The following is a 23,426-nucleotide window of genomic DNA, read 5'->3' on the forward strand; positions in this document are numbered from 1 at the left end:
GCAAGAGTCGTAAGGGGCATACGAAGCGCAAGCGATGTATGCGGCATAAGGGCGCGTGGAGCTGAGCGTTGGGTGTTGCGCGCTCCGTGCGCGTGCGTGAGGGCATCGTCAGCGTGATAGGGAGGCATACGTCGCTTGCTCTGTGCGAGTGCGGAAGAAGCTGGATCAGAAGAGAGTTGCCCTGCGTGTGGGACCGGAAGCGAACGTTTCCGGTCCTGTTCTTTTTATCGCCGATGAACTATGGGACGCGGATTGCTGGCAAGGAGCACGAGGGTCCCTGCTCGCCATTCGCCAAAGAACCCCCTATGATTCCGTTGCGCATATGCATATACTTAAAGATTATGCGCAAAACGAATATGAGCACACAAGAGAGGTTGTTTGACGTATGGCTTTAGGTGTTGATCGCAAGGATATGGTAATGGTAGCAGTGCTTCTGGCGGGCACGCTTCTCGCGGTGCTGAACCAGACGTTGCTCTCGCCGGCGCTGCCGTCCATCATGGGAGATTTAGGAGTGGATGCCACCACGGTGCAGTGGCTCACGAGTGGCTATTCGTTGGTGGAAGCTGTGGTGATCCCGCTTTCGGCGTTTCTGATCGGGCGGTTTAGCACGCGCCAGCTGTTCATCAGCGCGTTCATCATCTTCGCACTTGGTAGTTTGGCGGCGGCACTCGCGCCGAATTTCTGGGTGCTCCTGTTGGGGCGCGTGTTGCAGGCGGTATGCACGGGCATGTCCATGCCTATGGTGTTCACGGTCATCCTGCTCATCTTCCCGCGCGAGAAGCGCGGCACCGCTATGGGCGTTATCGGTTTGATCATCGGGTTCGCGCCTGCGATCGGGCCTTCGGTAGCAGGCCTTTTGGTGGATACCGTGGGTTGGCGCGCGCTGTTCGCGATTACCACCGCGCTCGCGGTGGTAGTTGTCGCCCTGTCGATCGCAGTGTTGCGCAACTACGGCGACTTCAAGCGTACCACGTTCGATGTGCCTTCGGTGGTGCTCTCATCGCTCGGTCTGGTGAGCTTGCTCTATGGACTTTCCACGTTCTCGTCCAGCCAGAATTTGATCGTGACACTGGCGCTGATCGTGGTAGGCCTGATTCTTCTGGGGCTGTATGTGCGCCGTCAGCTGGTGTTGCCCGAACCCATGATCAAGGTGAGCATCCTTGGTACGCGCAAGTACGCTATTGCGGTCATCGTGATCGTCATTGTGCAGGCGGCGCTTATGGGCACGGGTGTCATCACGCCGCTCTATATTCAGGGCGTGCTGGGCTTCTCGGCCACCATGTCGGGCATCGCCATGCTGCCCGGAGCCTTGATCGGCGCGCTCATGGGTCTGGTGAGCGGGCGGCTGTTCGACCGCTTCGGTATACGGCGGGTGGTCATCCCGGGCGTTATCGTTGCTGTGATCGGCGCATCTGGGTTGGCGCGGCTGGGGATCGATAGCAATTTCATCAATCTGACCATCACCTACACGGTGCTCGTGGTGGGCTTGCAGTTCACCATGACGCCGCTGAACACGTGGGGCGTCAATTCGCTGGACAACAGCGTTATCCAGCATGCTCAGGGCCTCTCGAACACGCTGAACCAGGTAGCGGCTTCGCTGGGCACGGCGGTGCTCGTTTCCATATCGGCGCTGGCGCCAGCGGTAGCACCGGAGGCGGCGCCTCTCGAGCAGGCCTATCTAGGCGATCACATGGCTTTTATCACTACGTTCGTGCTGATGTGCGTGGCGGGTGTGGTCATTTTGATCTTCGCGCGCGATCCGCGGCGTGCAGGCACGGCTGCGGTGGGCGATGAGGCGCGCGGCGGTACCGCTGAGGGGGCAGAGCTGACCGATTATGCTGCTGGGTTTGATGGAGTGACGGTGGATGCCACGCGCGCTGAGAGCCCGGCTGACCCTTATACCAACTACTGCGCCAAAGATGCTATGACGCGCGAGCCGGTCTGCGTGAGCACCGATACGAAGATGCGCGAGGTCATCCGCATCATGGCCGCCAACGATACCAGTGGGCTGCCGGTAGTGGATGCCAAGGGCGATCTGGTCGGTTTCATATCGGATGGCGATGTAGCATCGTATTTGGGCAAGAACGAAATAGCTTTCTTCGATGCATCCATCAATCTGTACCGGTTCACCGACGATGAGGCCATGAAGCAGCGCTTGAAGGATCTTCTGGAGCTGGATGTTGCGAGCATTGCCACGAAGCGAGTCATCTCGGTGGATGAGGAAGCGCCTATCGAAGAGGTGTGTCGCGTGCTTGCCGAGAAGCGCATCAAGAAGGTGCCGGTGGTACACGATGGTCGTTTGGTAGGCACGCTGAGTCGGCGCAACATCGTGCGCTCGCTGGCGGATGCCATTGAGGATATTGACAGGGGTTGAGGTGGCCGAAGAGCAAGAACAACACCATGCAGTAGATGAAAAAACGCACCGAGCGGGCGATAATCGGGCGCCTCATGCGGTAGACGGCCGGGCGCACGAGCGTCCAGAGGATGTTGCGGGTAAGAAACGCCTGGCGGGCAATGGTCGGCCCACCGGTCATGCTGAGCGTGTGACGCGCATGGGCACCGAACCGGTAGGGCGCCTGATCGCCGAGTTCGCCGTGCCCTCAGTGGTGGGCATGGTGGTGAACGGGTCCTACAATCTGGTCGATTCCATCTTCTTGGGTCATGCGGTAGGCGAAGTGGGCCTGTCCGCGGTGACGGTGGCCAACCCTATCATGATCGTGTTCATGGCGCTGGCCATGCTCGTGGGCAATGGCGGCAATGCGCTTGCGGCTTTGCGCTTGGGAGAGGGTAAGCGGGAACAGGCTGAGCGCGCGCTTGGCAATGTGATCGCGCTTTCGGTGGTGCTGTGGGTGCTGGTGGCTGCTGCGGCTGCTTGCCCGCCTCTGATGGAAGGGCTGTTGAGCGCATCGAGCGCCACCGACGAAGTGCGGCCCTATGCGCGTACGTTCATTCAGATACTCTGCTTCGGGTTCATTTTGCAGAGCATCGGCATGGGCGTGAACAACTTCATTCGCACCTGTGGGTCGCCGAACACGGCTTTGGGTACGATGGTGATCGGTTTGGTGGCGGCAACGGGCTTCAACTATTGGTTCGTCATCCTGAATGGCTGGGGTGTGGCCGGTAGCGCCTTCGCCACGCTTGCGGGCCAGGCGTGCTCGGCGGTGGCGGTGCTGTCGTATTTCTTCTTCGCGAAGGACGTGCCGCTGCGCATCCATATGCGATATCTGGCACCGCGGTGGCGCATCGTCGGCACGATCCTGGCGTATGGGTTTCCTAGCTTCGCGGTGCAGGCGGGCATGGCGGTGGTCAACTTCGTGTTGAATTTCCAGCTGGTCAAATACGGTGCGCTCAGCGTGATCGGCACGACCGATGCGCTGGCTTCCATCGGCGTGGTGAACCGCATTGGCATGTTCTCGGTCATGCCATTGGTGGGCATCTCCATTGCGTTGCAGCCGCTGCTTGGCTTCAATTACGGTGCCCGCAAGATCGCGCGCGTGCGCAAAACGCTTGGGCTTGGCATTGCGGTGGCAACGGTGTTCAGCGTGGTGGAATGGCTGGTCATCATGCTGTTCCCCCAGGCTATTGCCGGTGCGTTCGGCATCAAGGATGATGCGCTGGTTGCGTTCACCGCATTCGCGTTGCGGGTGCAATTTGCGGTGCTGCCGTTCGTTGGGTTCCAGATCATCGGTGCGAATTACTTCCAGGCAACCGGTCAACCTGCGAAGTCCATCTTCTTGACGCTGACGCGGCAGATCCTATTCTTGGTGCCGCTGCTGTTCATCATGCCGCATGTGCTGCCAGCCATCGCGCCGAGCTTCGATGGGCTTGATGCGCTCTATTTCGCAACGCCGGTATCGGATTTTCTGTCGGTGTTCACCGTTTTGATCTTCATCATCTGGGAACTGCGTCGTTTGCGCCGCCTGCAAAATACTGACTTAGCTGCTCATCATTAGGCGTATAATCGCCTCAGGAGGCGATGAAGCCGATGCTCAAGGCATGCAGCGAGATCTTCGATCGAAGCCCGCAACCGTTCGGGGTTGCTCGTCTGCACGTTGATGAGACAGGGCAGCCTGTTGATTTCTCATATGTATATCTCAATCCGGCTATGGCGGCGCTAACCGATCAGACGGTTGATGAGCTGATGGGGCGCAAGGTCTATGAGATGTGGGGCGGCGACACCACCTGGCTCGATGCGTTCTATCGCGCTGCCTTCTACGATGAGCCCTGTGAATTCGAGGCAGTATCGGCGCTGATAAACCAATTCATGCGCGCGATGGCTTTTCCGGTCAGCATGAAGGGCTATTGCGGATTCATGGTCAGCAACGTGACGGATGTGCTGATGCAGGCCAATCTGTCCACGCGCGCGGTGGCGGCGTATCTCTTCTTCTACGATATGCGCACCAACCTCATCATGTTAACGCCTTCGGCCTGTGAGGCGTACGGGTTGAGCTCTAACTACACCAGCTTGACGGATCTTACGCGCGAGCTGTTCGGCCCCGAGAGCGAACGCGAGATCCGCACGCGCGCCTTAGCGTTCAAGGATGGTGGTGCCGATATCCTCTACGAGGGCATGACCCTTGATGGACGTTGGATTCAGTTGAGCGTGGGGCATGTGGGAGAGACCAATCGTTTCGGTATGGGGCTGCTTGAGGATGTGACGCGGCGCAAGCGTGTGGAAGAGGGCAGTGCCGAGCAGATGCGGCTGCTGCGGCGCCAAAAGGCCGCTTTGGAGGATGCGCTGGCGTTGGCCGAGCATGCGAGCCGCGCGAAGTCCACGTTCCTTACGAATATGTCGCACGATTTCCGCACGCCGATGAACTCTATATCGGGGTTCGCGGGCATTGCGCTCAACCACTTGGACGAACCGGAGCGGGTGCGCGATTGTCTGGACAAGATCAATCGGTCGAGCGCTCACTTGCTCAGCTTGGTGAACGATATCTTGGATATGAGTCGCATTGAGAGCGGCAAGGTGGTGCTGGAAGAGCGGCCGGTGGACTTGCTTGAGATGGCGCGGGGCATGGAGGTCATGTTCTCGGGTCAGGCGGCCGAACGGGGCATGGATTTCGCAGTGACCACCGACGAGGTGCGCGATGCGCGCGTGATGGCTGACGAGTTGCGTCTGAATCAGATACTGGTGAACATTATCGGCAATGCGTTCAAGTTCACGCCGGATGGTGGCCTGGTAGAGGTGAAGATGTGGCAGCATGCCGAGGCGCCGTCGGGGTATGGCCGCTACAGCATGTCGGTCATCGATACGGGCTGCGGTATGAAGCCTGGCTTTGAAGAGACCCTGTTCAATCCGTTCGAGCGCGAAGGCTCAGACGGAACGGAGCACACTGAGGGCACCGGACTTGGCATGGCCATTACGCGCAATTTGGTGGACATGATGGGCGGTACGCTTGAGGTAACCAGCCACGTGGGGCAGGGCAGCGAGTTCGTGGTGACTGTGCCGTTGCGCCTCGCGCAGGCGCCCGAAGATGATGCTGCTGAGCTTGTGCCGACGACCGAGGCCGATGTGCGTGATGTGTACTCGTTCGAGGGCAAGCATGCACTGGTGGTCGACGATGACGAACTGTCCCGCGAAGTGATGTGCGAGATCTTGAAGCAATACGGCTTCACCGTGGAAGAGGCCGACGATGGGACGTCGGCGGTAGCGGCGGTAGCGGCAGCTCAGGCGGGCACCTTCGACGTGGTCATCATGGATATGCGCATGCGCCAGATGGATGGCGACGAAGCCACGTGCGCTATCAGGGAGCTTCCGCGGGCCGATGCGGCTACGCTGCCGGTCATTGCAGTAACCGCCGATGCGTTTGAAGAGAGCGCGCAGCGTGCGAAAGCAGCGGGCATGACTGCGCATACGACCAAGCCTTTGAACGTGAGGAATCTGCTTAATATCTTGATCGATTGCCTCAGGTGACGCCTGCGCAAGGCGCAGCGATGCTACACTGGCTCTATCCTGCCTTTGTCGTTCGGAGAGGAAGCCTTATGCAGCGCGATTATCCGAATCTTTGCAAGCCGATCACCCTTGGGAAGCTGACATTGCGCAATCGCATGGCTTCAGCGCCGATGGGTGCTACCGATATCTTGGCCGACGGAACGCCGGGGCCTCGTACGTTGGGGTTTTACGAGGCGCGCGCGAAGGGTGGTGCTGCGAGCGTCACCGTGAGCGAGTTGGTGGTGCACCCTGCTACGGATGGCTCACAGATGCTGCACCTGTCGCTTGCTACGCCAGGTCAGCTGGGAGCGTTCGCGTATGTGGCCGATGCCATCAAGCGTCACGGTGCGGTGGCTTCCATTGAATTGTCGCATTCGGGGCAATACGCGGGCACGTACATGGTTGATAAAGAGAAGAAGGGTAGCTTGTGCCAGTGGGGTCCCAGTGATGGGGTGCGCCCAGATGGCATGCCGGTGCGAGCGCTCTCCGTCGAGCAGATCGCTGATATCGTGGCGGCCTACGCTGAGGCGGCAGCGCTTGCCAAGCGCGCAGGTTTTCAGATGTGCATGGTGCATGCGGGGCATGGGTGGCTGCTCAATCAGTTCCTCTCGCCGTATTTCAACAAGCGGGAAGACGAGTACGGCGGCAGTCTTGAGAACCGTGTGCGCATCGTGCGCGAGGTGCTCAGCGCGGTGCGCGAGGCGACTGGCCCGGGTTTCCCCATTGAGTTGCGCATGAGCGGATCTGAGCTGTTCGACGGTGGATACGATGTGGAGGAAGGGTGCCGTATTGCGCAGGCTTTGCAGGATCAGATCGACCTGCTGCATGTGTCGGCGGGGTCCTATCAGTTCGGCTTCTCTCTTACGCATCCGTCGATGTTTCGTGATCATGGCGTGAACGTGCACTTAGCGGCGCGCATCAAGCAGTGCGTTGACGTGCCGGTAGCCACCATCGGCGGCCTATCCGATCCGGCGCAGATGGAGGAAATCATTGCGAGTGGCAAGGCGGATATGGTGGCCATGGCACGCGGGCTTTTGGCCGATCCGGAGCTGCCGAACAAGGTGATGGCGAACCGCGGGGCCGATGTGGTGAAGTGCGTTCGCTGTTTCGTGTGCATGGCCGAGCGGCCTATCACGCAGACGCGGCGTTGTGCGGTCAATCCGTTGATCGGGCGTGAGTTCGAGGGGCTTGAGATCGTACCCGCGGGAAGCCGCAAGCGCGTGCTGGTAGTTGGCGGCGGCATCGCGGGTTTGAAAGCGGCGCACACAGCGGCCTTGCGCGGGCATGACGTGACGCTGTGCGAGGCGAGCGGTGCGCTTGGCGGCATCTTGAACACTGAGGCGGCGCTCCCGTTCAAATATGATATGTACGAGCTGGCGCGCACGTATGCGCGGCTTATAGAGCATGCTGGCGTGCATATTATCTTGAATCAGCCCGTTGATGCGGCGTTTTGCGAGACGTTCAAGCCCGATGCGCTCATAGTGGCAGTAGGCTCTGAGGAACTTGAACTGCCGATGCCGGCGGATGCGGACGCCTGGGTTATCGGCATTGACGAGCTGTATCTGGAGAACGCCGACCCGGGTGATGAGGTGGTCATCATCGGCGGTGGTCTGACCGGCTGCGAATGTGCGCTGCTGATGGCGCAGCAGGGCCGCACGGTGCACGTGGTGGAGATGGGACCCGAATTGGCGCCTGATGCGAACATTCGCAACAGACCCATTTTGCTGGCCGAGCTTGAGAATACCGACATTGAGGTGCTGACCGGTGCTCGCGCTGAAGCTATTCAGGCCGATGGTGTGATGGTGGCGCTCTCTGATGGGACGACGCGGGTGGTGCCTGGCACGTCGGTCATCAGCGCGATCGGCCGACGTAGCCGCAGCGCTGTGGTGGAGGGATTGCGCGATGGTGCGCCCTTCGTGCGCGTGGTCGGTGATGCGCTGCGTCCGGCCAATATCTGCCTTGCCATCTATGAGGCCTATCACGCTGCCCTGGATATCTGAGCCACGCTTCAGCGCCTCTTCGATATGCCTATCGAGCACTGCTGTCAAACCTGACCAACTATATGGTCCAAGTTTTAGTCCGTACTCCCGAATGACCTGACCCTATTGACGCTGTTGGCATACGGGAACGAGGCATTCCCGTATGCGGTCGCATTTTTTCTCGAAGCTCATTTTGCGGTATGAGATGTCTGGGAACAGCTTGATGAACTTCTCATTGTCCAACTTGAGCTCGCATGAATTCCAAAGCGTGATGTACTCCTCGTACATGTTGTTGAAGAGCTTGCTGCCGTCATGGGTGACCATGGTGAAGAAATCGCGCGCAGTTGCTTCGGTCTTGCCGTCAAGGTGAGAACCGCGCTTTTCTCCATAGTATGAGAATGCGCTGGTGATTATAGTGTCGTCGATGCGATAGATGTCGCTGAAGAAGGGCTTGTCGCTAAAGCGGAATTCACATCGGTCGATAACGTCGGAGCATCGGTTATCCGCATCGCATATAAGCGTCATGCGGAAGAGCTTGATGTAGTTGTTGATGGTGCTTTCTGCATCATCGTAAATGAGCCTGTAGGCCTCCGACCAAGGTGGTGACGAGAGGACGCGCATGTGCATGCCCTTGGATATGGCGCGTTGCAGGTATGCGGCGATGCTCGAGTTGAGGATATGGCGGCAGCCAGAGAGCCAGATCGTATCATGAGCGTTGTGGATGTGCTCTATGAGTAGCAATTGCTTGTCGAAGTTGAGTCCGTCGATGCCGAACTTCCTCATGTCCGTCAAGTACTTCTCGTTGCGTGCCAGTTTGTATTGTGAGACGGCATCGATGATGAGGCACACTGCTGATACGAGAAGAGATGTCGTGAAGGCGAGCATCAGTTCGCCAGCCTCTTCGCCGAGGCCGTTGCACAGGTAAGCGATGGCTGAGAATACCGTAAGGGCTATCAGTATGCCCGCAATAGCGAAGGCGCTGAGCGTGTGGGTGCTTATCAGCCGTTGGAGCAACCCGGCCTGCTGCTCGGAGAACTCCTTGCGGTAGTAAACAGTGTCGATGCCATCGCCGCGGTCGTCCTTGATGCGCTTGACTAGCTCGAATCCGAGTTGTTCCAAAATGTGAATATGCGCACCATTTGCATGTTCGCTGGTTTCGCTGTCCCAGGTTCGCGTGGCGATCGGATTCAGGATGCCTCCCTCGTCAACCACGAAGGCGAACAACTCGTTGTAAAGGTCGTAGGTTAGACGCAACCCGCGGTAGTCCTCGTCGATGAGCACGGTTGTCACATAGTGGCATGGGTGTCTCCGTCCACCAAGCGCGGCGCACTCATAATCCTGCTTGAAGGCAAGGAATCCCGCCACACGCTCGACGTCAGAATCGGAGTCGATAGCGAGGATGAAGCCCTGCCCTTTGATCGAATCGAGATAGGCATCCACGGTTCCCTCGGATCGTGTACCGGAATTCGGGCCCAAGGCTGCTTGAGTCGAGCTGCTTCGCTGCGAAAGAGGGGGAATGAAGGCGTTATCATACTTTGCGAGAAGAGCTCGGATCTGCTCGATGGTTCCAGGATCGGATAGTCCGTTGCGATACTTGAAATGCATGGTTGCTGTTCCTTTTGTCGAGCACAAGGCTGTCGTTGGGGCACATTTGACTTTTCGATAAGGCTTAGGTGCCGAGTCGATGTTTTCTATAGCGTTTCGTAATGAGTCCGCATGCTGAGCACTTTGACAGTACCCTCAAAGGTGCAATCGTCAACGATGATCGCTTCTTCAACCACCTCGTAGACGAAGCGATGCTGTCGATTGATGCGCCTGGAGTACATACCCGATAGGTTCCCTACGAGCGGCTCGAATGCAGGCGGGTGGGCAAAGGGATCTTCGCCTACTCTCTCAACCAGCTTCTTCGCCTTCTCGGCAAGCCCAGTGGCACGAAGCTTCTTGGCATCCTTGGCTGCCTCTTTGCTGAACACAACGCGATACATGGCCTACCAATCAAGCTGGTCGGCTGTAACGCACCTGTCGATACCCTCTTCCTTGGCGACAAGGAGCTTCTCGGTCATGTTGGGGACGCCCATGATGTAAAGGGTCTCTTCAATGGCTGCCCAATCGTCTTCGCCAACTAGCACGGCGCCTTTGCCCCTCGAATTGGTAATTGCGACGGGCTTGCAGTCCTCGTTTACGCGCGTAATGAGATTGTAGATGTCCTTACGTGCTGCAGTAGCAGTTATGCTCGTCATAAGAACTCCTTAGAATGCTCGCTTCAAGTGTAGCGTGCGTAATGACGTACGTCAATGGTTAGGAAGAATCAGATAAGCCGAGTAGCCTGCACTATTGGATGATGGTCTTTGCCCAGTCGATCATAATTCATGATTGACTTTAATGTTAAGTAATGCATGGTGCGAAAAAGTCCTATGCAGACGATATGATTGTTATACCCGAGAAACTCAACGTGTCAGGGTGTCAAATACCCTTGGCATAACCTCCGATACCTCGCGCATTGAAGGGGGATGCACTATGCCACACCTATACGCAATGAGCGACATGCACGGTGAGATGGAGGCATTCGAGCACTCCATGGCGGTTGTCGACTTGAGCGACCCCGAAAGCAAGCTTATCTTTTGCGGCGATTATATGCCGCCACCCGATGGCGACTTCACGATGATCCGCGAGATCATGCGCCTGCAGGACGAGCATCCAGGCCAGGTCGTCGCGCTCATGGGGAACCACGAGTATCGCTTCGTCGAGGAACATCGTTTCATCAACTACGAGGACGACCCCGCATTCCAATGGATGAAGAAGCTGCCGTTCTACTACGAGACGCCCACGCAGATCTTCGTGCATGCGGGCATTGACGAAGAGGCCGGTGACCTTTGGAAATGGGGCACCTCCGAAGAGGACATGTGCGAGATGTTCCCGTGGAATGAGGGCAAGTTCTTGAAGGATGTCATCGCGGGGCATACGGGAACGTATAACATGGCCCAAGACGAGTCATTCCATGATGTCTACTGGGACGGCGCGAGCCATTATTACCTGGATGACACAACGCACAAGTCGGGTCAGATTCCCGTGCTAAAGTACGACACCAAGCACCAGCGCTACACGGCGTTCTCCTTCGACAGCGACGGCAACGCCGAAGAATACGAACCTGAGCCGCCGCGTCGCTAGCGTAGGAAGTGGCGAAGCGTTAAGGAACCCAGGGAGCAACCCCTGCATCCCCGTAGCATGGTGGCGATTCCAAATGCTGATCATGGCATGCAAGCGCTTCGCCACCGCATCTTCAACACGTAAGGAGCCACGATGGCAACAAGGAACGCGGGCAAGAAGGGTGCGCAGGCGAAGAAAGCCGCCGACGCAAGAGCAAGGAAGCCCTCCAAGCCGCAGCCCGCCATAAGGCCGCTCTCTCATCCGGCCTCGCGTCTCGGTTTCCATGGCCTTGTTGTAGTATCTATCTTGATGTGAGATCCGGAGCAACAAGGAGAGGCTAGGCGCACATGAGCACGCTCAAGGGGTTGCTGTTCGACGCGGACGGAACGCTCATCGATACGCAGGACATCATACTGACCTCTATGAGGCGCACGGTGTGCGACCTCTACGGCTACGACTGTACCGATGCGCAGCTCATGCAGGGGGTCGGCACGCCGCTGCTCGACCAGATGGCCGTCTTCGCGAGCGGCGATATGGCGAAGGCTGAGGCTATGGTGGCGGATTATCGCGAGCATAATGACAGCATCCACGATGCCGGTATCAAGTCGTTCTTAGGCGTAAGCGAGGCGCTCGCGCAGCTGCGGGCGGCTGGGTACCGGATGGGGGTCGTCACGTCCAAGCGCCACATGATGGCGGAGCGCGGGCTCGAACTGACGGGCATCCTCGAGTTCTTCGAGTTCATCATTGGATCAGACGATTGGCCCGAGCACAAGCCTGACCCTGGACCCATCGTGCATGGGTGCGAGCTTCTAGGCATCCCGGCGAAAGAATGCGCCTATATCGGCGACAGCCCCTACGATATCCAGGCGGGAAACGCGGCGGGATGCGCGACGTATGCGGCGCTCTGGGGCATGTTCCCGGCTGATGCGCTCAAAGCCGAGCATCCCGATTTCTGTTGCAAATCCATGGCGGAACTCGCCACCATGCTTCACTGCGGAAAGGGAGACGATTGCGCCGAATAGTGGCGAATCGCTCGCCGATCGAGCGTGTTGCTCGCGCTAGAACTGAATGAGCGCGGTAATGAAGGTGTCTTGCGCTGCCGAAGCTAGCCGATCAGGCCGACGTTCATAATGAGGGAGACGATCCCGAACCATACGGGCGGTACGAAGATGGCTGGGAGCAGGTTCATAACGGGGATTTCCTTCACTTTCAGGATGCCTAAACCCGATGCTAGCACCAAGAAACCGCCCACGATGGTGATCTCGGCCATAAGGTCGGCGGTGAGCAGGGGGGCCAGCTGATTGGCCAGCAGATATATGGCACCCTGCCAACAGAACAGCACGGCGGCTGCCAGCGCTATGCCAATACCGAACGAACTGGCAAGCACCATGGAAGTGACTAGGTCGAGCATGGCATTCGTGAACAGATAGGTCTCGTCGCCATAGAGCGCGCTGTTCACGGGACCTAAGATGGAAAGCGCTCCGAAGCAGAACAGCATGATGGCCGTGGAGAGGCCTTGTGCCAGCCCGGCAGGATCGCCCGCCTCCTGCTTCGCGCGCTTGGAGACGAACCGATCGAAGCGTCCAGCGAGGTCCAACCCGGTGCCTATGACACCGCCGATGGCGAGGCTTGCGATGAAGAGCACCGGATAGATGCTGTCGGCCATGCCGGTGACCACGGCGTTGATGCCAATTCCTACCGCAGCAAGCCCCATAGCGGCGAACAGCACTTCCTGGTAGCGCTCGCCTAGGCCGCGCTTCACGATGCTTCCGACAGTGCTGCCAACTATGATGGCTATGGTATTGGCGATGGTGCCTATCAAGGCGGCTCCTTATAGTCTGAGCGGATGCGATCGGTGCATTCGCATGATCGTGCTTTGCGTATGGTACTGCAAGCGGGGCGCTTCGGGTTTCTGCCGATCGGTAGAGCATGGCTCCAATATCGGGAGGGAGCGGCAGGAGCGAATAGGCTGTGCGGGGTTATGTTAAAGCGCGGTTCCTGTTTTGGGTACGAAAAGGCCATCCATATTGACGCCCTCATGGGCAAGCAGGCGCACCTTCTTATCGATGCCGCCCGCATAGCCGGTCAGGCTACCGCGTGCACCAACAACGCGATGGCAGGGGATGATGATGGAGATGGGGTTGTGGCCCACCGCGCCACCCACCGCTTGTGCGGCAACCTTGGCAACACCATCTTCACGTGCCAGCTCGGCTGCAATGTCGCCGTAGGTTCGGGTCTGCCCATAGGGGATCTGCATGAGCTTTTCCCAAACACGCTGGCGGAAAGCGCTTCCCTGAGGCGCAAGGGACACCTCTGCGATGGCGGGCCGCCCGCCCGCGAAGTAGCGGTCGAGCCACGCGCACGCTTTCGCGAATACCGGCAAGGTTGCATCGGGTATCATGGCGTCGTTCACGGTGCCAGCGAAGTATTTCTGCCCGGGCAACCAGAGCCCCACGATGTTCGCTCCGTCGCTTGCAAGCGTGATGGTGCCGAACGCTTCAGTTGGATAGGTGGTGCTGTATGTGGTCATGGCAACCTCCTTGTACGGTGCGCGCTGCCCGTGCGCACGAGTATAGCAAACAAGTGTTCCTCTTTGCGCTGATGAGGCTTTCAGTTGGAAGAGTATCCTATACAGTTCACCTACGATACCATCTGCGCCGTCGCGTTTCGCTACGGTATTTGCGATGCTCAAGGCAAGAGGATCGTGGAAAGGGCGCTGGCGGTTCAAGGCTTGGGCCGACTTGGCGGGAAGGAGGGTGCGCATGGATAGTGTCGCTCTTGGTATCTGCATCGCGTTGATAGTGCCGTTCGCGGGCAACACGTTGGGCGCTGCTCTCGTGTTCCTGCTGCGCCACGGCATGGGCGAGCGTTTTCGCAAAGCGTTGCTTGGGTTTGCGGCAGGCGTCATGATCGCTGCCAGCGTTTGGAGCCTTATCATGCCTTCGCTGGAGGCGGCGGAGGGCACAGGGCTTCCCGTGTGGCTGCCCGCTGCTGCGGGTTTTCTTGCAGGTATCGTGCTGTTGTTGATCATCGACCACTTCACGCCGCACCTGCACATAGGCGCCGACGAGCCGGAGGGCATGGATGCAGGTTTGAAGAAGCCCACCATGATGCTGCTTGCGCTTGCGATCCACAATCTGCCCGAGGGCATGGCGGTCGGGGTGGTGCTGGCGGCGTTCCTTGCCGGAGATGCTAGCATCACCTTAGCTGCGGTCGCGGCGCTTTCTGTGGGCATTGCTATTCAGAACATTCCCGAAGGCGCCATCGTGTCGTTGCCGCTTACGTCAAACGGATATTCCAAAGCGAAGGCGTTCGCACTTGGCACAGCATGCGGTGCGGTTGAGCCGCTTGGCGCTCTGCTGATGGTGGGCGTGACCGGTCTTGCTACGCCACTGTTGCCGTTCGTGCTGGCTTTTGCCGCGGGCGCCATGATGTATGTGGTCACCGAAGAGCTTATCCCGCAGACACAAGAAGGACGCCATACCAACATTGGCACCATCGGCGTAGCGGTGGGATTCGTGCTCATGATGATCTTGGATGTGGCGCTGGGATAGGCTGTGCAGCTGCCTGTGCTGCCTACGCCGCCCGTCCAGATAACCGGGCGCTCTGGCATGTGAGGGCGCCCTTTTGGCATATATATTGCTCGGTTTTCCTAGGACGACCGCTATAATCTTCGCTGCGCTAGCGCCGCCAGTGGCCTGGTGCATTGCATGAAAGAGAGGCATCCCATGGCTGTGACCGTAGCTACGTTCCAAGAGATGAAAAGAGCTGGCGAGCGCATCTCGATGCTCACTGCGTACGATTACACTACCGCGCGGTTGGTGGATGCGGCAGGTGTGGACTCCATCTTGGTGGGCGATTCTCTGGGCAATGTGATGCTGGGGCTGGGCGATACCATCCCGGTCACCATGGAGGACATGATTCGCCATACGGCTGCGGTGACGCGTGGCGTGACGAATGCGCTCGTCATCGCGGATATGCCCTTCATGTCGTATCAGGTGTCTGTCTGCGAGGCGGTGGCGAATGCCGGGCGCCTCATCAAAGAAGGACGCGCGCATGCGGTAAAGCTGGAAGGCGGCGTGGCCATGGCCGACCGCATCGCAGCCATCACGGCAGCGCAGATTCCCGTGTGCGCCCATATTGGTCTCACGCCGCAAGGGATAAACGCCTTCGGTGGTTTCAAGGTGCAGGGCAAAACGGTAGAGGCTGCTCGGCAGTTTTTGGCTGACGCGCAGGCCATCCAAGAGGCAGGCGCGTTCGCGGTGGTGCTTGAGGCGGTGCCGGCCGAGCTGGCAACGCTTGTGAGCGGCCGTTTGGAGATTCCTACCATTGGCATTGGGGCAGGTGCGGGCTGCGATGGGCAGGTGCTCGTCAATCAGGATATGCTCGGCATGTTCGATGGCTTCATGCCCAAGTTCGTTCGTCGATTCGCAGAGGCGGGTGCGCTCATGCGTGAAGCGTACGCTGACTTCGACCGCTGCGTGAAGGACGGCACTTTCCCAGGCCCTGAGCACTGCTATGGTATGCCCGAGGGCGTGCTCGAGCAGATTGAGGGGTAGGGGCAATGGAGATCGTACGATCGGTGGCAGAGGCGCAACAGCTCGCGCGCACGTGGCGTGAAGCGGGGCTTTCCGTAGGGCTTGTTCCCACTATGGGGTACCTGCACGAAGGGCATGAGAGCCTCATCGACGCCGCGCGCGCAGCTTGCGATAGGGTGCTGGTTTCGGTGTTCGTGAATCCTATCCAGTTCGGGCCGACCGAAGACTTGGGGAGCTATCCGCGCGACCTTGAGCGCGATGCGACCATCTGCGCGGCGCATGGGGCCGATGCGGTGTTCCATCCGACAGGAGACGATATGTATCCGGCGGGTTTTAGCACGTATGTGAGCGTGGAAGGTCTGACCGAAACGCTCTGCGGCGCTTCGCGTCCGGGACATTTTCGTGGTGTGTGCACGGTAGTTACCAAGCTGTTTAACATCGTGCGGCCGCACCGGGCGTTCTTCGGGCAGAAGGACGCTCAGCAACTGGCGGTCATCAAGCGCATGGTGGCTGACCTGAACATGGACGTGCAGGTGGTCGGTTGCCCGATCGTGCGCGAGCCGGACGGTTTGGCGAAAAGCTCGCGCAATACCTACCTCAGCGCGCAGGAGCGCCAAGCGGCCCTCGTGCTTTCGCGTGCCATCCGCGCTGCTGAGCAGACGGTGCGCGCAGGCGAGCGCGATGCGGCGCGCGTTCGTGCGATCCTGGAAGAAGAGATTGCCTCAGAACCTCTTGCGTACCTTGATTACGCGCAGGTGGTTGACGGGCTCACCATGGAGCCGGTGGATACGATCGGGCAGACGGCCCTGGTGGCTCTGGCGGTGCGCATCGGCGAGACGCGTCTGATCGATAATTTCATATTTGAAGAGGGGCAGTCATGCTCATAGAGGTATTGCAGGGAAAGATTCATCGTGCCACGGTCAAGCAAGCCGAGCTGCACTACGTGGGCTCTATCACCTGCGATCCGCTGCTGTGCGAGGCGGCTGGCATCGTGGAATACCAGAAGGTATGCGTGGCCGATGTGGATAACGGCAACCGTTTCGAGACCTATGTCATCTTCGGGGATGCGGGAAGCGGCATGATCTGCGTGAATGGCGCCGCGGCGCATTGCGTGGAAGTGGGGCATAAGGTGATCATCATGGCGTATGCGGCCTTAGACCCTGCCGAGGCAGCTTCACAGGAGCATGCTCCCCGTGTGGTGTTTGTGGATGACCATAACGCCATCGTGCGCTGTACGCGCTATGAGGCCCACGGGCGCTTGGAAGACATGCTTGACGCAGATTGAGCATCAGGCACGGTGGCCGCCGCTGTGAGGGGCAACCGTTGCGGTTTTGTGCGGTAGGGCAGATGAGGCATCCTTCTTGCTGCGGTGGGTGCGCATGATGCGCGCGAAGAAAAGAGAGACCACGAACGCTGCGGCAACGATCGCAATATCGATGACCAGCGTGTGCGAGAACCCGGCCGCATAGGCTTGCGCCTTGCTCATACCCGTTGCCATCAAGCGGTCCACATCGGCTGACATGATGCCCACGAACAAAGCCGATCCAATAGAACCGGCTATCTGCACAAGCGTCGAGTGGATGGATGAGCCGTGTGCGTACAGCTCTTTCGGCAGCGCACCCAGATCAACCGCCTTGAGCGTGGGGAATACCAGACCCACACCGGCATACGACAGCGCTACGCACACCATCATGGCGATCACCAGCATGAGCGATGAGGTAACAGCCATCAGGGCGAACCCGCTGAGCAGCATCAAGAAGCCAACGGGCACGAGAGGCCAAATGCCGCGCGCGTCCTCGATGCGCCCGCCTACGAAGCAGGCCGCCGCATAGCAGAGGATGGGCACAGCGAGGAAGCACCCCGCCACGAACGCCGTGTATCCTGCGGTGCCCTCCAAGTACAGCGGCACGAGCAGGCTCATGTAGATGGAACCCATGTAGCCGAGCATCATGAGCGATTCGCCAACCACGAACTGGCGATGCTTGAACGGAGTCAGGTTCAACAGCGGGTCAGGGATGCGAAATTGCCGCCACGCGAACAGGGCCAGCACCACGGCTCCTGCTGCCATGATGCCAAGCGAGGGCAGGGGGTCGCGCGATACCTCGTTGAGCCCGAAGATGACAGCGCCAAGCCCCACGAAGCTGAGCGCGACGCTGATAAGGTCGATCCGGCGATTCTCGCGTTCATAGATATCGTGCAAGAACCGCGCGCCCAGTATGATCAGCGCCACGGACATGACCACCGGGATGATGAAGAGCGCGCGCAGTCCGGCATAGGTGAGCAAAAGCCCTGCGAGCATGGGAGCGAACGCCAAGCCCACGCCGATGACCCCACTGTTTATGGCGAGCAGCGTGCCGCCTTTGCCCTGTGGCGCCATCGTCAGAATAACGCTGGTGACCACGGGGAAGAACAGCCCTACCGTGAGCGCTTGTACGAGCCGCGCTGCCAGCATCATGGGGAAATTGAGGGCGAACAGACCGACGAGCGAGCCTGCGAGCGACGCGGCGTAGCCGAAGATCATCACCTTGCGGATGCCGTAGCGCTTCAAAAGCGATGCTGCCATGGTGATGGTCGTGGCGGCCACGATGGTGAAGCCGAGCACCATCCAGTTCGCCACCGACAGGCTCACTTGAAAATCGGTGGCAACCTGGTCGAGCGCTATGTTCATGAGCGACTGGTTGAACGATGCGAGCAGATTGCTGCCGAGCATCAGGGCCATCATCGCCCACATGGCTTTGCCTTGAGGTATGGCCGCTCGGTTCACGCCGTTTTCCATCATGTCTCCTTGCTGCTCGTGCCGGTTTGGCCCTTGGTGCACTGCTTTCACCATATCCGCTGAACCGGGGTGCTCAGCGACGTGCAGCGCGGTTGTTTTCCGCACGAAACCGAACCGATACGGCAGCAGGTTCTAGAATGGCTATGATTACGTTTCAGGGTTGCTGGGCGGCGGCTTGAAAGCGATGTGCTCTTTTTGCTGAGAGGCCCGCACAGCGCCGCTATGCGATACAATGCGCTCAAAATAGAGAAAGGGCGTTCCATGTTAGAGTTGAAAGACCTTGTGTTTGAAGTGCCCGCGCCCGATGGCGGCGCACCGAAGCGCATCATTGACGAGCTGTCGCTTTCCATTCCTGACGACCGCCTCACGGTCATCACGGGCCCGAATGGTGGCGGCAAATCAACGCTGGCAAAGTTGATCATGGGCATCGAGAAGCCCACGAGCGGGCAGATACTCTTCGACGGCACCGACATCACGCAGACCGGCATCACCGAGCGGGCGCGGCTCGGGATAGGGTATGCATTCCAGCAGCCAGCCCGCTTCAAGGGCATGACGGTGAAGAAGCTGCTCGACCTTGCCGCAGGGCGCAAACTGCCCATGTTGGCCTGCAATGAGTACCTGCGCAAAGTGGGGCTCTGCTCGGCCAGCTATCTCACGCGCGAAGTGGATAAGTCGCTTTCGGGCGGCGAGGTGAAGCGCATAGAGATCGCCACCATTCTGGCGCGCGATCCAAAGCTTGCCATTTATGATGAACCCGAAGCGGGCATCGATCTGTGGAGCTTCGATCGTCTGACCGAGACGTTCCGCGACATTCATGAAGCGCGCGATGGGCGCTCCATCGTCATCATCTCGCACCAAGAGCGCATCATCCAACTTGCTGACGAGATCGTGCTGCTGCGCGAAGGACGGGTGGCCGATGCTGGCACGCCCGCCGAGATGATGCCGCGTTTGGCGCTGTCCACGCGCGGGTCGGATGGTTGTCCTTTGACAGAGCCTACCGAGCTGCATCTTACCGAGATTCCCACCACGTGCTAGGAGACGATACCTATGGCAGAAGAATTGACCCAGGCTGAGTTAGACCTGTTATCCCAGATAGCTGGCTTGCATGGCATGCCAGAAGGTGCGTTCAACATCCGCCGCGACGGCGAGCTGGTAGAGCGCCATTCGTCGGCGAACATCGAGATCGCCACGAAGACCGGCGAGCCGGGCATCGATATCAGGATCGCGCCCGGCACCAAGAACGAGACGGTGTTCATCCCCGTTATCGTCACGCAGGCGGGGCTCAAGGACGTGGTGTACAACACGTTCTATATCGGCGAGGACTGCGATGTGCGCATCATCGCGGGATGCGGCATTCACAACGATGGGCATGCGGCTGCCCAGCATGACGGCATTCACACGTTCTACTGTGGGGCGAACAGTCGCGTGGTCTATGTGGAAAAACACTACGGCGAGGGCAGCGGCGAGGGCGATCGCATTCTGAACCCTACGACCAATGTGCATATGGATGAAGGCGCGGTTTGCGAGATGGAGCTCACGCAGATCGGCGGCGTCACCTCCACCATTCGCGACACGAACGCAACGCTTGGGCCCGATGCGCGCTTGGTGTTGACGGAAAAGCTGCTGACGCACGGGCATCAGACGGCTGAATCGAACATGAAAGTGGAACTGACCGGAGATGGTTCATCGGTGCAGGTGATATCGCGCTCGGTGGCCCAAGATGATTCCGTTCAGGTATTCAATCCGCTCGTGATCGGGCAGGCGGCATGCCGTGGGCATGTGCAGTGCGATGCCATCATCATGGGCAACGCTAAGGTGAAGGCCATTCCCGGTATTGAGGCTGCCAGCGAAGATGCGGTGCTGGTGCATGAGGCGGCCATCGGCAAGATCGCGGGCGACCAGATCGTGAAGCTGGAAACGCTGGGGTTGACCGAGGAGGAAGCCGAGCAGGAGATCCTGAACGACTTCTTGAATTGATCGGAGCGAGTGAAGCGCTCGCGCGTGCAGCGCATCTGCGATCGGTAGACAGGTTCAGCAAAGGTTCAGTGTGGGCAACGGATCGGTTCCGGTCGGTGCGCTCGCGCCGGTGAGCGCCTACCATGGAACCGATGACGATCGGAGGTGCTCGTGGATAAGGCGCAAGGGAAGGCACTGCGCGAAAAGCTGCCGCGCAGCCAGCAAGGCGCATGGGCGGTGAAGCCCGGGCGTGAAGAGGTGCTCAGCATTCTGAGCGACCAGGAGCAAGGGCGGCTTTCGGAGTTGCTCCCGTTGCGTCATGCTCGCATGGCGGCGTCGCCGTTCGCCTTTTACCGCGGTAGCGCTGCTCTCATGGCGGCAGACCTTGCCACGTTGCCCACCACCGGCATATCGGTACAGCTCTGCGGGGATGCGCATATCGCCAACTTCGGCGGCTTCCGTTCGCTTGAATCGCATCTGGTCTTCGATATCAACGATTTCGATGAGACGTTGCCGGGGCCCTGGGAGTGGGACGTGAAGCGCATGGCGACCAGCGTGGAGATATGCGGGCGTCAGCGCGGGTTCGGACACCGGTGGCGTCGCCGTGCGGTGAAGGGCGCTGTGAAGAGCTACCGTGAGGCGATGCGAGAGTTCGCTCAGCGAAGCGCGCTGGCGGTATGGCGGCGCTATATCGACTTGAACGATACCCTGCGGCAGGTGCGCAAGACCGTGCGCGGTTCCGATCGCAAGGCCATCGCCCGGCAGTTGGAGGCAGCGTATGGCAAGAATAACGCCACCGCTTTCGAGCGGCTTGTTCGTGTGAGCGATGGCGTACCGAAGATGGTGTACGATCCGCCGTCCATCGTGCCTTTGGAGCAGTTCTTCTCAGGCGATGGCGCAAAGCGCTTGCGGGATGCCATGGAGGCGCTCTTGGTGAGCTACCGCGCGAGCCTTCCTCCTGAGTATCTGCATCTGTTCGACCAATACCGATTCTTGGATGGTGCTATGAAGGTGGTTGGTGTTGGTAGCGTGGGAATGCGGGCTTGGGTTGCCGCGCTGACCGACAAGCAGACGGGGCATCCGCTGGTGCTTCAGATGAAGCAAGCGCGCGCCTCGGTGCTCGAGCCGTTCTGCGGGGCGAGCGCTTTTCCGAACAGCGGCCAGCGCGTGATCTGCGGGCAGCGGCTCATGCAGTCAACACCGGACCGCTTCCTCGGTTGGGCGCGCCTTACGGCAGATGATGGTACGGTGCGCGATTACTATGTGCGCCAGCTTTGGAATTGGAAGATGAGCATCGACTACGCGAAGGCGAGCGCATCACAGATCGAGATGGTGGCGCAGCTGTGCGGATGGACGTTGGCTCGCGCTCATGCGCGTTCGGGCGATCGGGGTGCCATCGCGGCCTATATAGGTGCGGCTGACACCTTCGACAACGCCATCGCTGATTTTGCGCGCGCCTACGCACGGCAAAACGAAGAGGATTATCAGGTGTTCTTGAAGAGCCTCGATATCTCGTAGGATAAAAGTACATTTGTTCGCATCATGTGCTACCATCGGGGTATGGAAGAGCACGAGCGAACATATTGCTGCATCGATCTGAAGAGCTTCTACGCAAGCGTGGAATGCGTTGAGCGCGGGCTCGACCCGCTCAAGGCGCGCTTGGTGGTGGCTGATCCCGCGCGCGGGGAGAAAACCATCTGCTTGGCGGTATCGCCCGCTTTGAAGGCGCTGGGCATCCCCGGTCGTTGTCGTGTCTTTCAGATACCGAAGGGCATTCGCTATACCAAAGCAAAGCCCCGCATGAAGCTATACATGCAGTATTCTGCGCGCATTGTCGGGCTTTACTTGAACCATATCAGCGCGCAGGACTTGCATGTGTACTCTATCGACGAGTGCTTCATGGACCTGACCCCATATCTCACGCTCTACCACATGTCAGCGAAAGAGTTGGTGAGCATGCTGCGCGATGAGGTGCTGCGCGAAACGGGCATTACCGCCACCGCGGGCATCGGATCGAATCTGTTCTTGGCGAAGGTGGCTTTGGATATAACGGCCAAGCATGCCGAGGATGGTATCGGCATGCTCGATGCGCGAACCTTTCGCCAGCAGGTGTGGCCGCATCGTCCGATCACCGATATTTGGCAGATCGGCAGCCATATCGCTGAGCGGTTGCGCACCTACGGCATTGAGGATCTGCATGGTCTTGCGCATGCCAACGTTGACCTGTTGTATCGGGAGTTCGGTGCGAACGCGGAATACCTGATCGATCACGCGTGGGGTGTGGAGCCGTGCACTATCGCCGAGATACATGCCTATGAGCCGCAGGCAACTTCGGTGGGCAACGGGCAGGTGCTCCCGTGCGATTACACGTTCGACGAGGCGCGCATGATCCTGCGCGAGATGGTGGATGAAACGGTGCTCGATCTGGTGGAGAAGCGCGTCGTTGCCGGTCATGCCAGTTTGCATGTGGGATACGGGAAAGACGAGGGTGCTGCAACCCACGCGAACGCGAGCCGCACGCTTTCCGGCCATACTAATTCCTTCGATAAGCTGATGGCGTTCATGGATGAGCTCTTCTGCGAGATTACGGACCCCCATCGCCCCATCAGGCGCATGAATGTGGCATTCGGGCACCTTATGCCCGAGGGGTACGCTACAGCCGATCTGTTTGCCGATGCGGAAGCCGAGCACGATGAGCGGGCGCGGCAAGAGACGCTTTTGGCCATCAAGCGCAAGTTCGGCAAAGATGCGGTGATGCGGGGCACATCGCTCAAGGAGAAGGCGCGTGGGCGCGAGCGCGCGCATCAAGTTGGAGGGCATCATGCATGAGGGCAGTGCGCAGAGCTTCGGGAGCAGCCGAGAGGAATATGGCATGCCCGTGTTGGTATCGGCGTATCCCGAGCGCACTATCTTGGGAAAGCCGCATCCCGATCGGGCCAAGCAGTTCAAGCCGTTCGCGGCGTTGAAAGGCTACGAGGATCTGGTAGCGCAGCAGATACGAAAAGCCTCGGCGTCGCGCGATTTCACCGAGCCGGAGGATCCCTGTTGAGAGCGGGAGTCTGTATGGGAGCCGCCTGCGCGTTTCGAGCGTAACG

General features: G+C 59.2%; 21 protein-coding genes. 15 read left to right on the forward strand and 6 right to left on the reverse strand.

The annotated features are described in order from the left end of the window. Positions 1 to 418 precede the first annotated feature (418 nt). The 4 genes from NFR19_RS02235 to NFR19_RS02250 all read left to right on the forward strand — a co-directional run bounded on the left by NFR19_RS02235 (position 419) and on the right by NFR19_RS02250 (position 7,935). Positions 419 to 2,374 carry a DHA2 family efflux MFS transporter permease subunit gene (locus NFR19_RS02235; RefSeq protein WP_251212155.1) on the forward strand — a complete coding sequence of 652 codons (1,956 nt, stop codon included), beginning with the start codon at positions 419 to 421 and terminating at the stop codon, positions 2,372 to 2,374. A 1-nt stretch (position 2,375) separates the two neighbouring features. Continuing rightward, on the forward strand, positions 2,376 to 3,953 hold the full coding sequence (locus NFR19_RS02240; RefSeq protein WP_251212156.1) for an MATE family efflux transporter: 1,578 nt from the start codon (positions 2,376 to 2,378) through the stop codon (positions 3,951 to 3,953). Between the two features lie 23 nt (positions 3,954 to 3,976). Beyond that, positions 3,977 to 5,917, forward strand: coding sequence for a PAS domain-containing hybrid sensor histidine kinase/response regulator (locus NFR19_RS02245; RefSeq protein WP_251212157.1), 1,941 nt, complete (start codon positions 3,977 to 3,979; stop codon positions 5,915 to 5,917). 68 nt (positions 5,918 to 5,985) lie between these two features. Next, a complete protein-coding gene (locus NFR19_RS02250) occupies positions 5,986 to 7,935 on the forward strand; it encodes an NAD(P)/FAD-dependent oxidoreductase (RefSeq protein WP_251212158.1) in 1,950 nt (649 codons plus the stop codon). Between the two features lie 102 nt (positions 7,936 to 8,037). Here the strand turns inward: NFR19_RS02250 and NFR19_RS02255 are convergent, their stop codons facing one another. From NFR19_RS02255 to NFR19_RS02265, 3 genes are all read right to left on the reverse strand, one after another. Continuing rightward, entirely contained in the window at positions 8,038 to 9,354 is a 1,317-nt protein-coding gene (locus NFR19_RS02255) for a hypothetical protein (protein ID WP_251212159.1), read from the reverse strand. A 251-nt stretch (positions 9,355 to 9,605) separates the two neighbouring features. Further along, positions 9,606 to 9,899 (reverse strand): Txe/YoeB family addiction module toxin, encoded by a 294-nt coding sequence (locus NFR19_RS02260; protein ID WP_251212160.1) that lies wholly within the window; start codon positions 9,897 to 9,899, stop codon positions 9,606 to 9,608. Between the two features lie 3 nt (positions 9,900 to 9,902). Next, positions 9,903 to 10,154, reverse strand: coding sequence for a type II toxin-antitoxin system Phd/YefM family antitoxin (locus tag NFR19_RS02265; RefSeq protein WP_251212161.1), 252 nt, complete (start codon positions 10,152 to 10,154; stop codon positions 9,903 to 9,905). Between the two features lie 277 nt (positions 10,155 to 10,431). On the opposite strand from NFR19_RS02265, the gene NFR19_RS02270 reads away from it, so the two are divergent. Then, positions 10,432 to 11,082, forward strand: a complete 651-nt coding sequence (locus NFR19_RS02270) for a metallophosphoesterase (RefSeq protein WP_251212162.1) — start codon at positions 10,432 to 10,434, stop codon at positions 11,080 to 11,082. Between the two features lie 326 nt (positions 11,083 to 11,408). Continuing rightward, positions 11,409 to 12,083, forward strand: a complete 675-nt coding sequence (locus NFR19_RS02275) for an HAD family hydrolase (RefSeq protein ID WP_251212163.1) — start codon at positions 11,409 to 11,411, stop codon at positions 12,081 to 12,083. Positions 12,084 to 12,166: 83 nt separating this feature from the next. On the opposite strand, the gene NFR19_RS02280 is transcribed toward NFR19_RS02275, so the two are convergent. Further along, entirely contained in the window at positions 12,167 to 12,883 is a 717-nt protein-coding gene (locus NFR19_RS02280) for a DUF554 domain-containing protein (RefSeq protein ID WP_251212164.1), read from the reverse strand. A gap of 162 nt (positions 12,884 to 13,045) precedes the next feature. Continuing rightward, on the reverse strand, positions 13,046 to 13,591 hold the full coding sequence (locus NFR19_RS02285) for a methylated-DNA--[protein]-cysteine S-methyltransferase (RefSeq protein ID WP_251212165.1): 546 nt from the start codon (positions 13,589 to 13,591) through the stop codon (positions 13,046 to 13,048). A gap of 232 nt (positions 13,592 to 13,823) precedes the next feature. Between NFR19_RS02285 and NFR19_RS02290 the strand changes: the two genes are divergently transcribed. The 4 genes from NFR19_RS02290 to panD all read left to right on the forward strand — a co-directional run bounded on the left by NFR19_RS02290 (position 13,824) and on the right by panD (position 16,884). Beyond that, entirely contained in the window at positions 13,824 to 14,615 is a 792-nt protein-coding gene (locus NFR19_RS02290; protein WP_251212166.1) for a ZIP family metal transporter, read from the forward strand. 174 nt (positions 14,616 to 14,789) lie between these two features. After that, the gene (panB, locus tag NFR19_RS02295) at positions 14,790 to 15,620 is read left to right on the forward strand and encodes a 3-methyl-2-oxobutanoate hydroxymethyltransferase (protein WP_251212167.1); all 831 of its coding nucleotides are present in this window, start codon (positions 14,790 to 14,792) and stop codon (positions 15,618 to 15,620) included. A 5-nt stretch (positions 15,621 to 15,625) separates the two neighbouring features. Next, positions 15,626 to 16,486 (forward strand): pantoate--beta-alanine ligase, encoded by an 861-nt coding sequence (gene panC / locus NFR19_RS02300; protein ID WP_251212168.1) that lies wholly within the window; start codon positions 15,626 to 15,628, stop codon positions 16,484 to 16,486. Beyond that, positions 16,477 to 16,884: an aspartate 1-decarboxylase gene (panD, locus tag NFR19_RS02305; RefSeq protein WP_251212169.1), complete on the forward strand. Its 408-nt coding sequence runs from the start codon at positions 16,477 to 16,479 to the stop codon at positions 16,882 to 16,884. The genes panC and panD overlap by 10 nt, the downstream gene beginning before the upstream one ends. Positions 16,885 to 16,887: 3 nt before the next feature. Here panD and NFR19_RS02310 read toward each other — a convergent pair whose 3' ends face one another. After that, on the reverse strand, positions 16,888 to 18,378 hold the full coding sequence (locus NFR19_RS02310; RefSeq protein WP_251212170.1) for an MFS transporter: 1,491 nt from the start codon (positions 18,376 to 18,378) through the stop codon (positions 16,888 to 16,890). Positions 18,379 to 18,636: 258 nt separating this feature from the next. Between NFR19_RS02310 and NFR19_RS02315 the strand changes: the two genes are divergently transcribed. The 5 genes from NFR19_RS02315 to NFR19_RS02335 all read left to right on the forward strand — a co-directional run bounded on the left by NFR19_RS02315 (position 18,637) and on the right by NFR19_RS02335 (position 23,380). Then, a complete protein-coding gene (locus tag NFR19_RS02315) occupies positions 18,637 to 19,410 on the forward strand; it encodes an ABC transporter ATP-binding protein (RefSeq protein ID WP_251212171.1) in 774 nt (257 codons plus the stop codon). A 12-nt stretch (positions 19,411 to 19,422) separates the two neighbouring features. Further along, the gene (locus NFR19_RS02320; protein WP_251212172.1) at positions 19,423 to 20,352 is read left to right on the forward strand and encodes a SufB/SufD family protein; all 930 of its coding nucleotides are present in this window, start codon (positions 19,423 to 19,425) and stop codon (positions 20,350 to 20,352) included. Positions 20,353 to 20,502: 150 nt separating this feature from the next. Then, complete coding sequence (locus NFR19_RS02325) at positions 20,503 to 21,849, forward strand: DUF2252 domain-containing protein (RefSeq protein WP_251212173.1); 1,347 nt, start codon at positions 20,503 to 20,505, stop codon at positions 21,847 to 21,849. A 42-nt stretch (positions 21,850 to 21,891) separates the two neighbouring features. After that, positions 21,892 to 23,160: a Y-family DNA polymerase gene (locus NFR19_RS02330; RefSeq protein ID WP_251212174.1), complete on the forward strand. Its 1,269-nt coding sequence runs from the start codon at positions 21,892 to 21,894 to the stop codon at positions 23,158 to 23,160. After that, positions 23,117 to 23,380 carry a hypothetical protein gene (locus tag NFR19_RS02335; protein ID WP_251212175.1) on the forward strand — a complete coding sequence of 88 codons (264 nt, stop codon included), beginning with the start codon at positions 23,117 to 23,119 and terminating at the stop codon, positions 23,378 to 23,380. Before NFR19_RS02330 ends, NFR19_RS02335 begins: the two co-directional genes overlap by 44 nt. The last annotated feature ends 46 nt before the right edge of the window (positions 23,381 to 23,426 follow it).

Source organism: Adlercreutzia murintestinalis (genome assembly GCF_943192905.1).
Classification (GTDB): domain Bacteria; phylum Actinomycetota; class Coriobacteriia; order Coriobacteriales; family Eggerthellaceae; genus Adlercreutzia_A; species Adlercreutzia_A murintestinalis.

Coding starts and splice junctions, on each gene's coding strand:
- NFR19_RS02235 (WP_251212155.1), top strand. CDS start 419: ATGGTAGCAGTGCTTCTGGCGGGCACGCTTCTCGCGGTGCTGAACCAG.
- NFR19_RS02245 (WP_251212157.1), top strand. CDS start 3,977: ATGAAGCCGATGCTCAAGGCATGCAGCGAGATCTTCGATCGAAGCCCG.
- NFR19_RS02250 (WP_251212158.1), top strand. CDS start 5,986: ATGCAGCGCGATTATCCGAATCTTTGCAAGCCGATCACCCTTGGGAAG.
- NFR19_RS02260 (WP_251212160.1), bottom strand. CDS start 9,899: ATGTATCGCGTTGTGTTCAGCAAAGAGGCAGCCAAGGATGCCAAGAAG.
- NFR19_RS02265 (WP_251212161.1), bottom strand. CDS start 10,154: ATGACGAGCATAACTGCTACTGCAGCACGTAAGGACATCTACAATCTC.
- NFR19_RS02270 (WP_251212162.1), top strand. CDS start 10,432: ATGCCACACCTATACGCAATGAGCGACATGCACGGTGAGATGGAGGCA.
- NFR19_RS02275 (WP_251212163.1), top strand. CDS start 11,409: ATGAGCACGCTCAAGGGGTTGCTGTTCGACGCGGACGGAACGCTCATC.
- NFR19_RS02285 (WP_251212165.1), bottom strand. CDS start 13,591: ATGACCACATACAGCACCACCTATCCAACTGAAGCGTTCGGCACCATC.
- NFR19_RS02290 (WP_251212166.1), top strand. CDS start 13,824: ATGGATAGTGTCGCTCTTGGTATCTGCATCGCGTTGATAGTGCCGTTC.
- panB (WP_251212167.1), top strand. CDS start 14,790: ATGGCTGTGACCGTAGCTACGTTCCAAGAGATGAAAAGAGCTGGCGAG.
- panC (WP_251212168.1), top strand. CDS start 15,626: ATGGAGATCGTACGATCGGTGGCAGAGGCGCAACAGCTCGCGCGCACG.
- panD (WP_251212169.1), top strand. CDS start 16,477: ATGCTCATAGAGGTATTGCAGGGAAAGATTCATCGTGCCACGGTCAAG.
- NFR19_RS02310 (WP_251212170.1), bottom strand. CDS start 18,378: ATGATGGAAAACGGCGTGAACCGAGCGGCCATACCTCAAGGCAAAGCC.
- NFR19_RS02315 (WP_251212171.1), top strand. CDS start 18,637: ATGTTAGAGTTGAAAGACCTTGTGTTTGAAGTGCCCGCGCCCGATGGC.
- NFR19_RS02320 (WP_251212172.1), top strand. CDS start 19,423: ATGGCAGAAGAATTGACCCAGGCTGAGTTAGACCTGTTATCCCAGATA.
- NFR19_RS02330 (WP_251212174.1), top strand. CDS start 21,892: ATGGAAGAGCACGAGCGAACATATTGCTGCATCGATCTGAAGAGCTTC.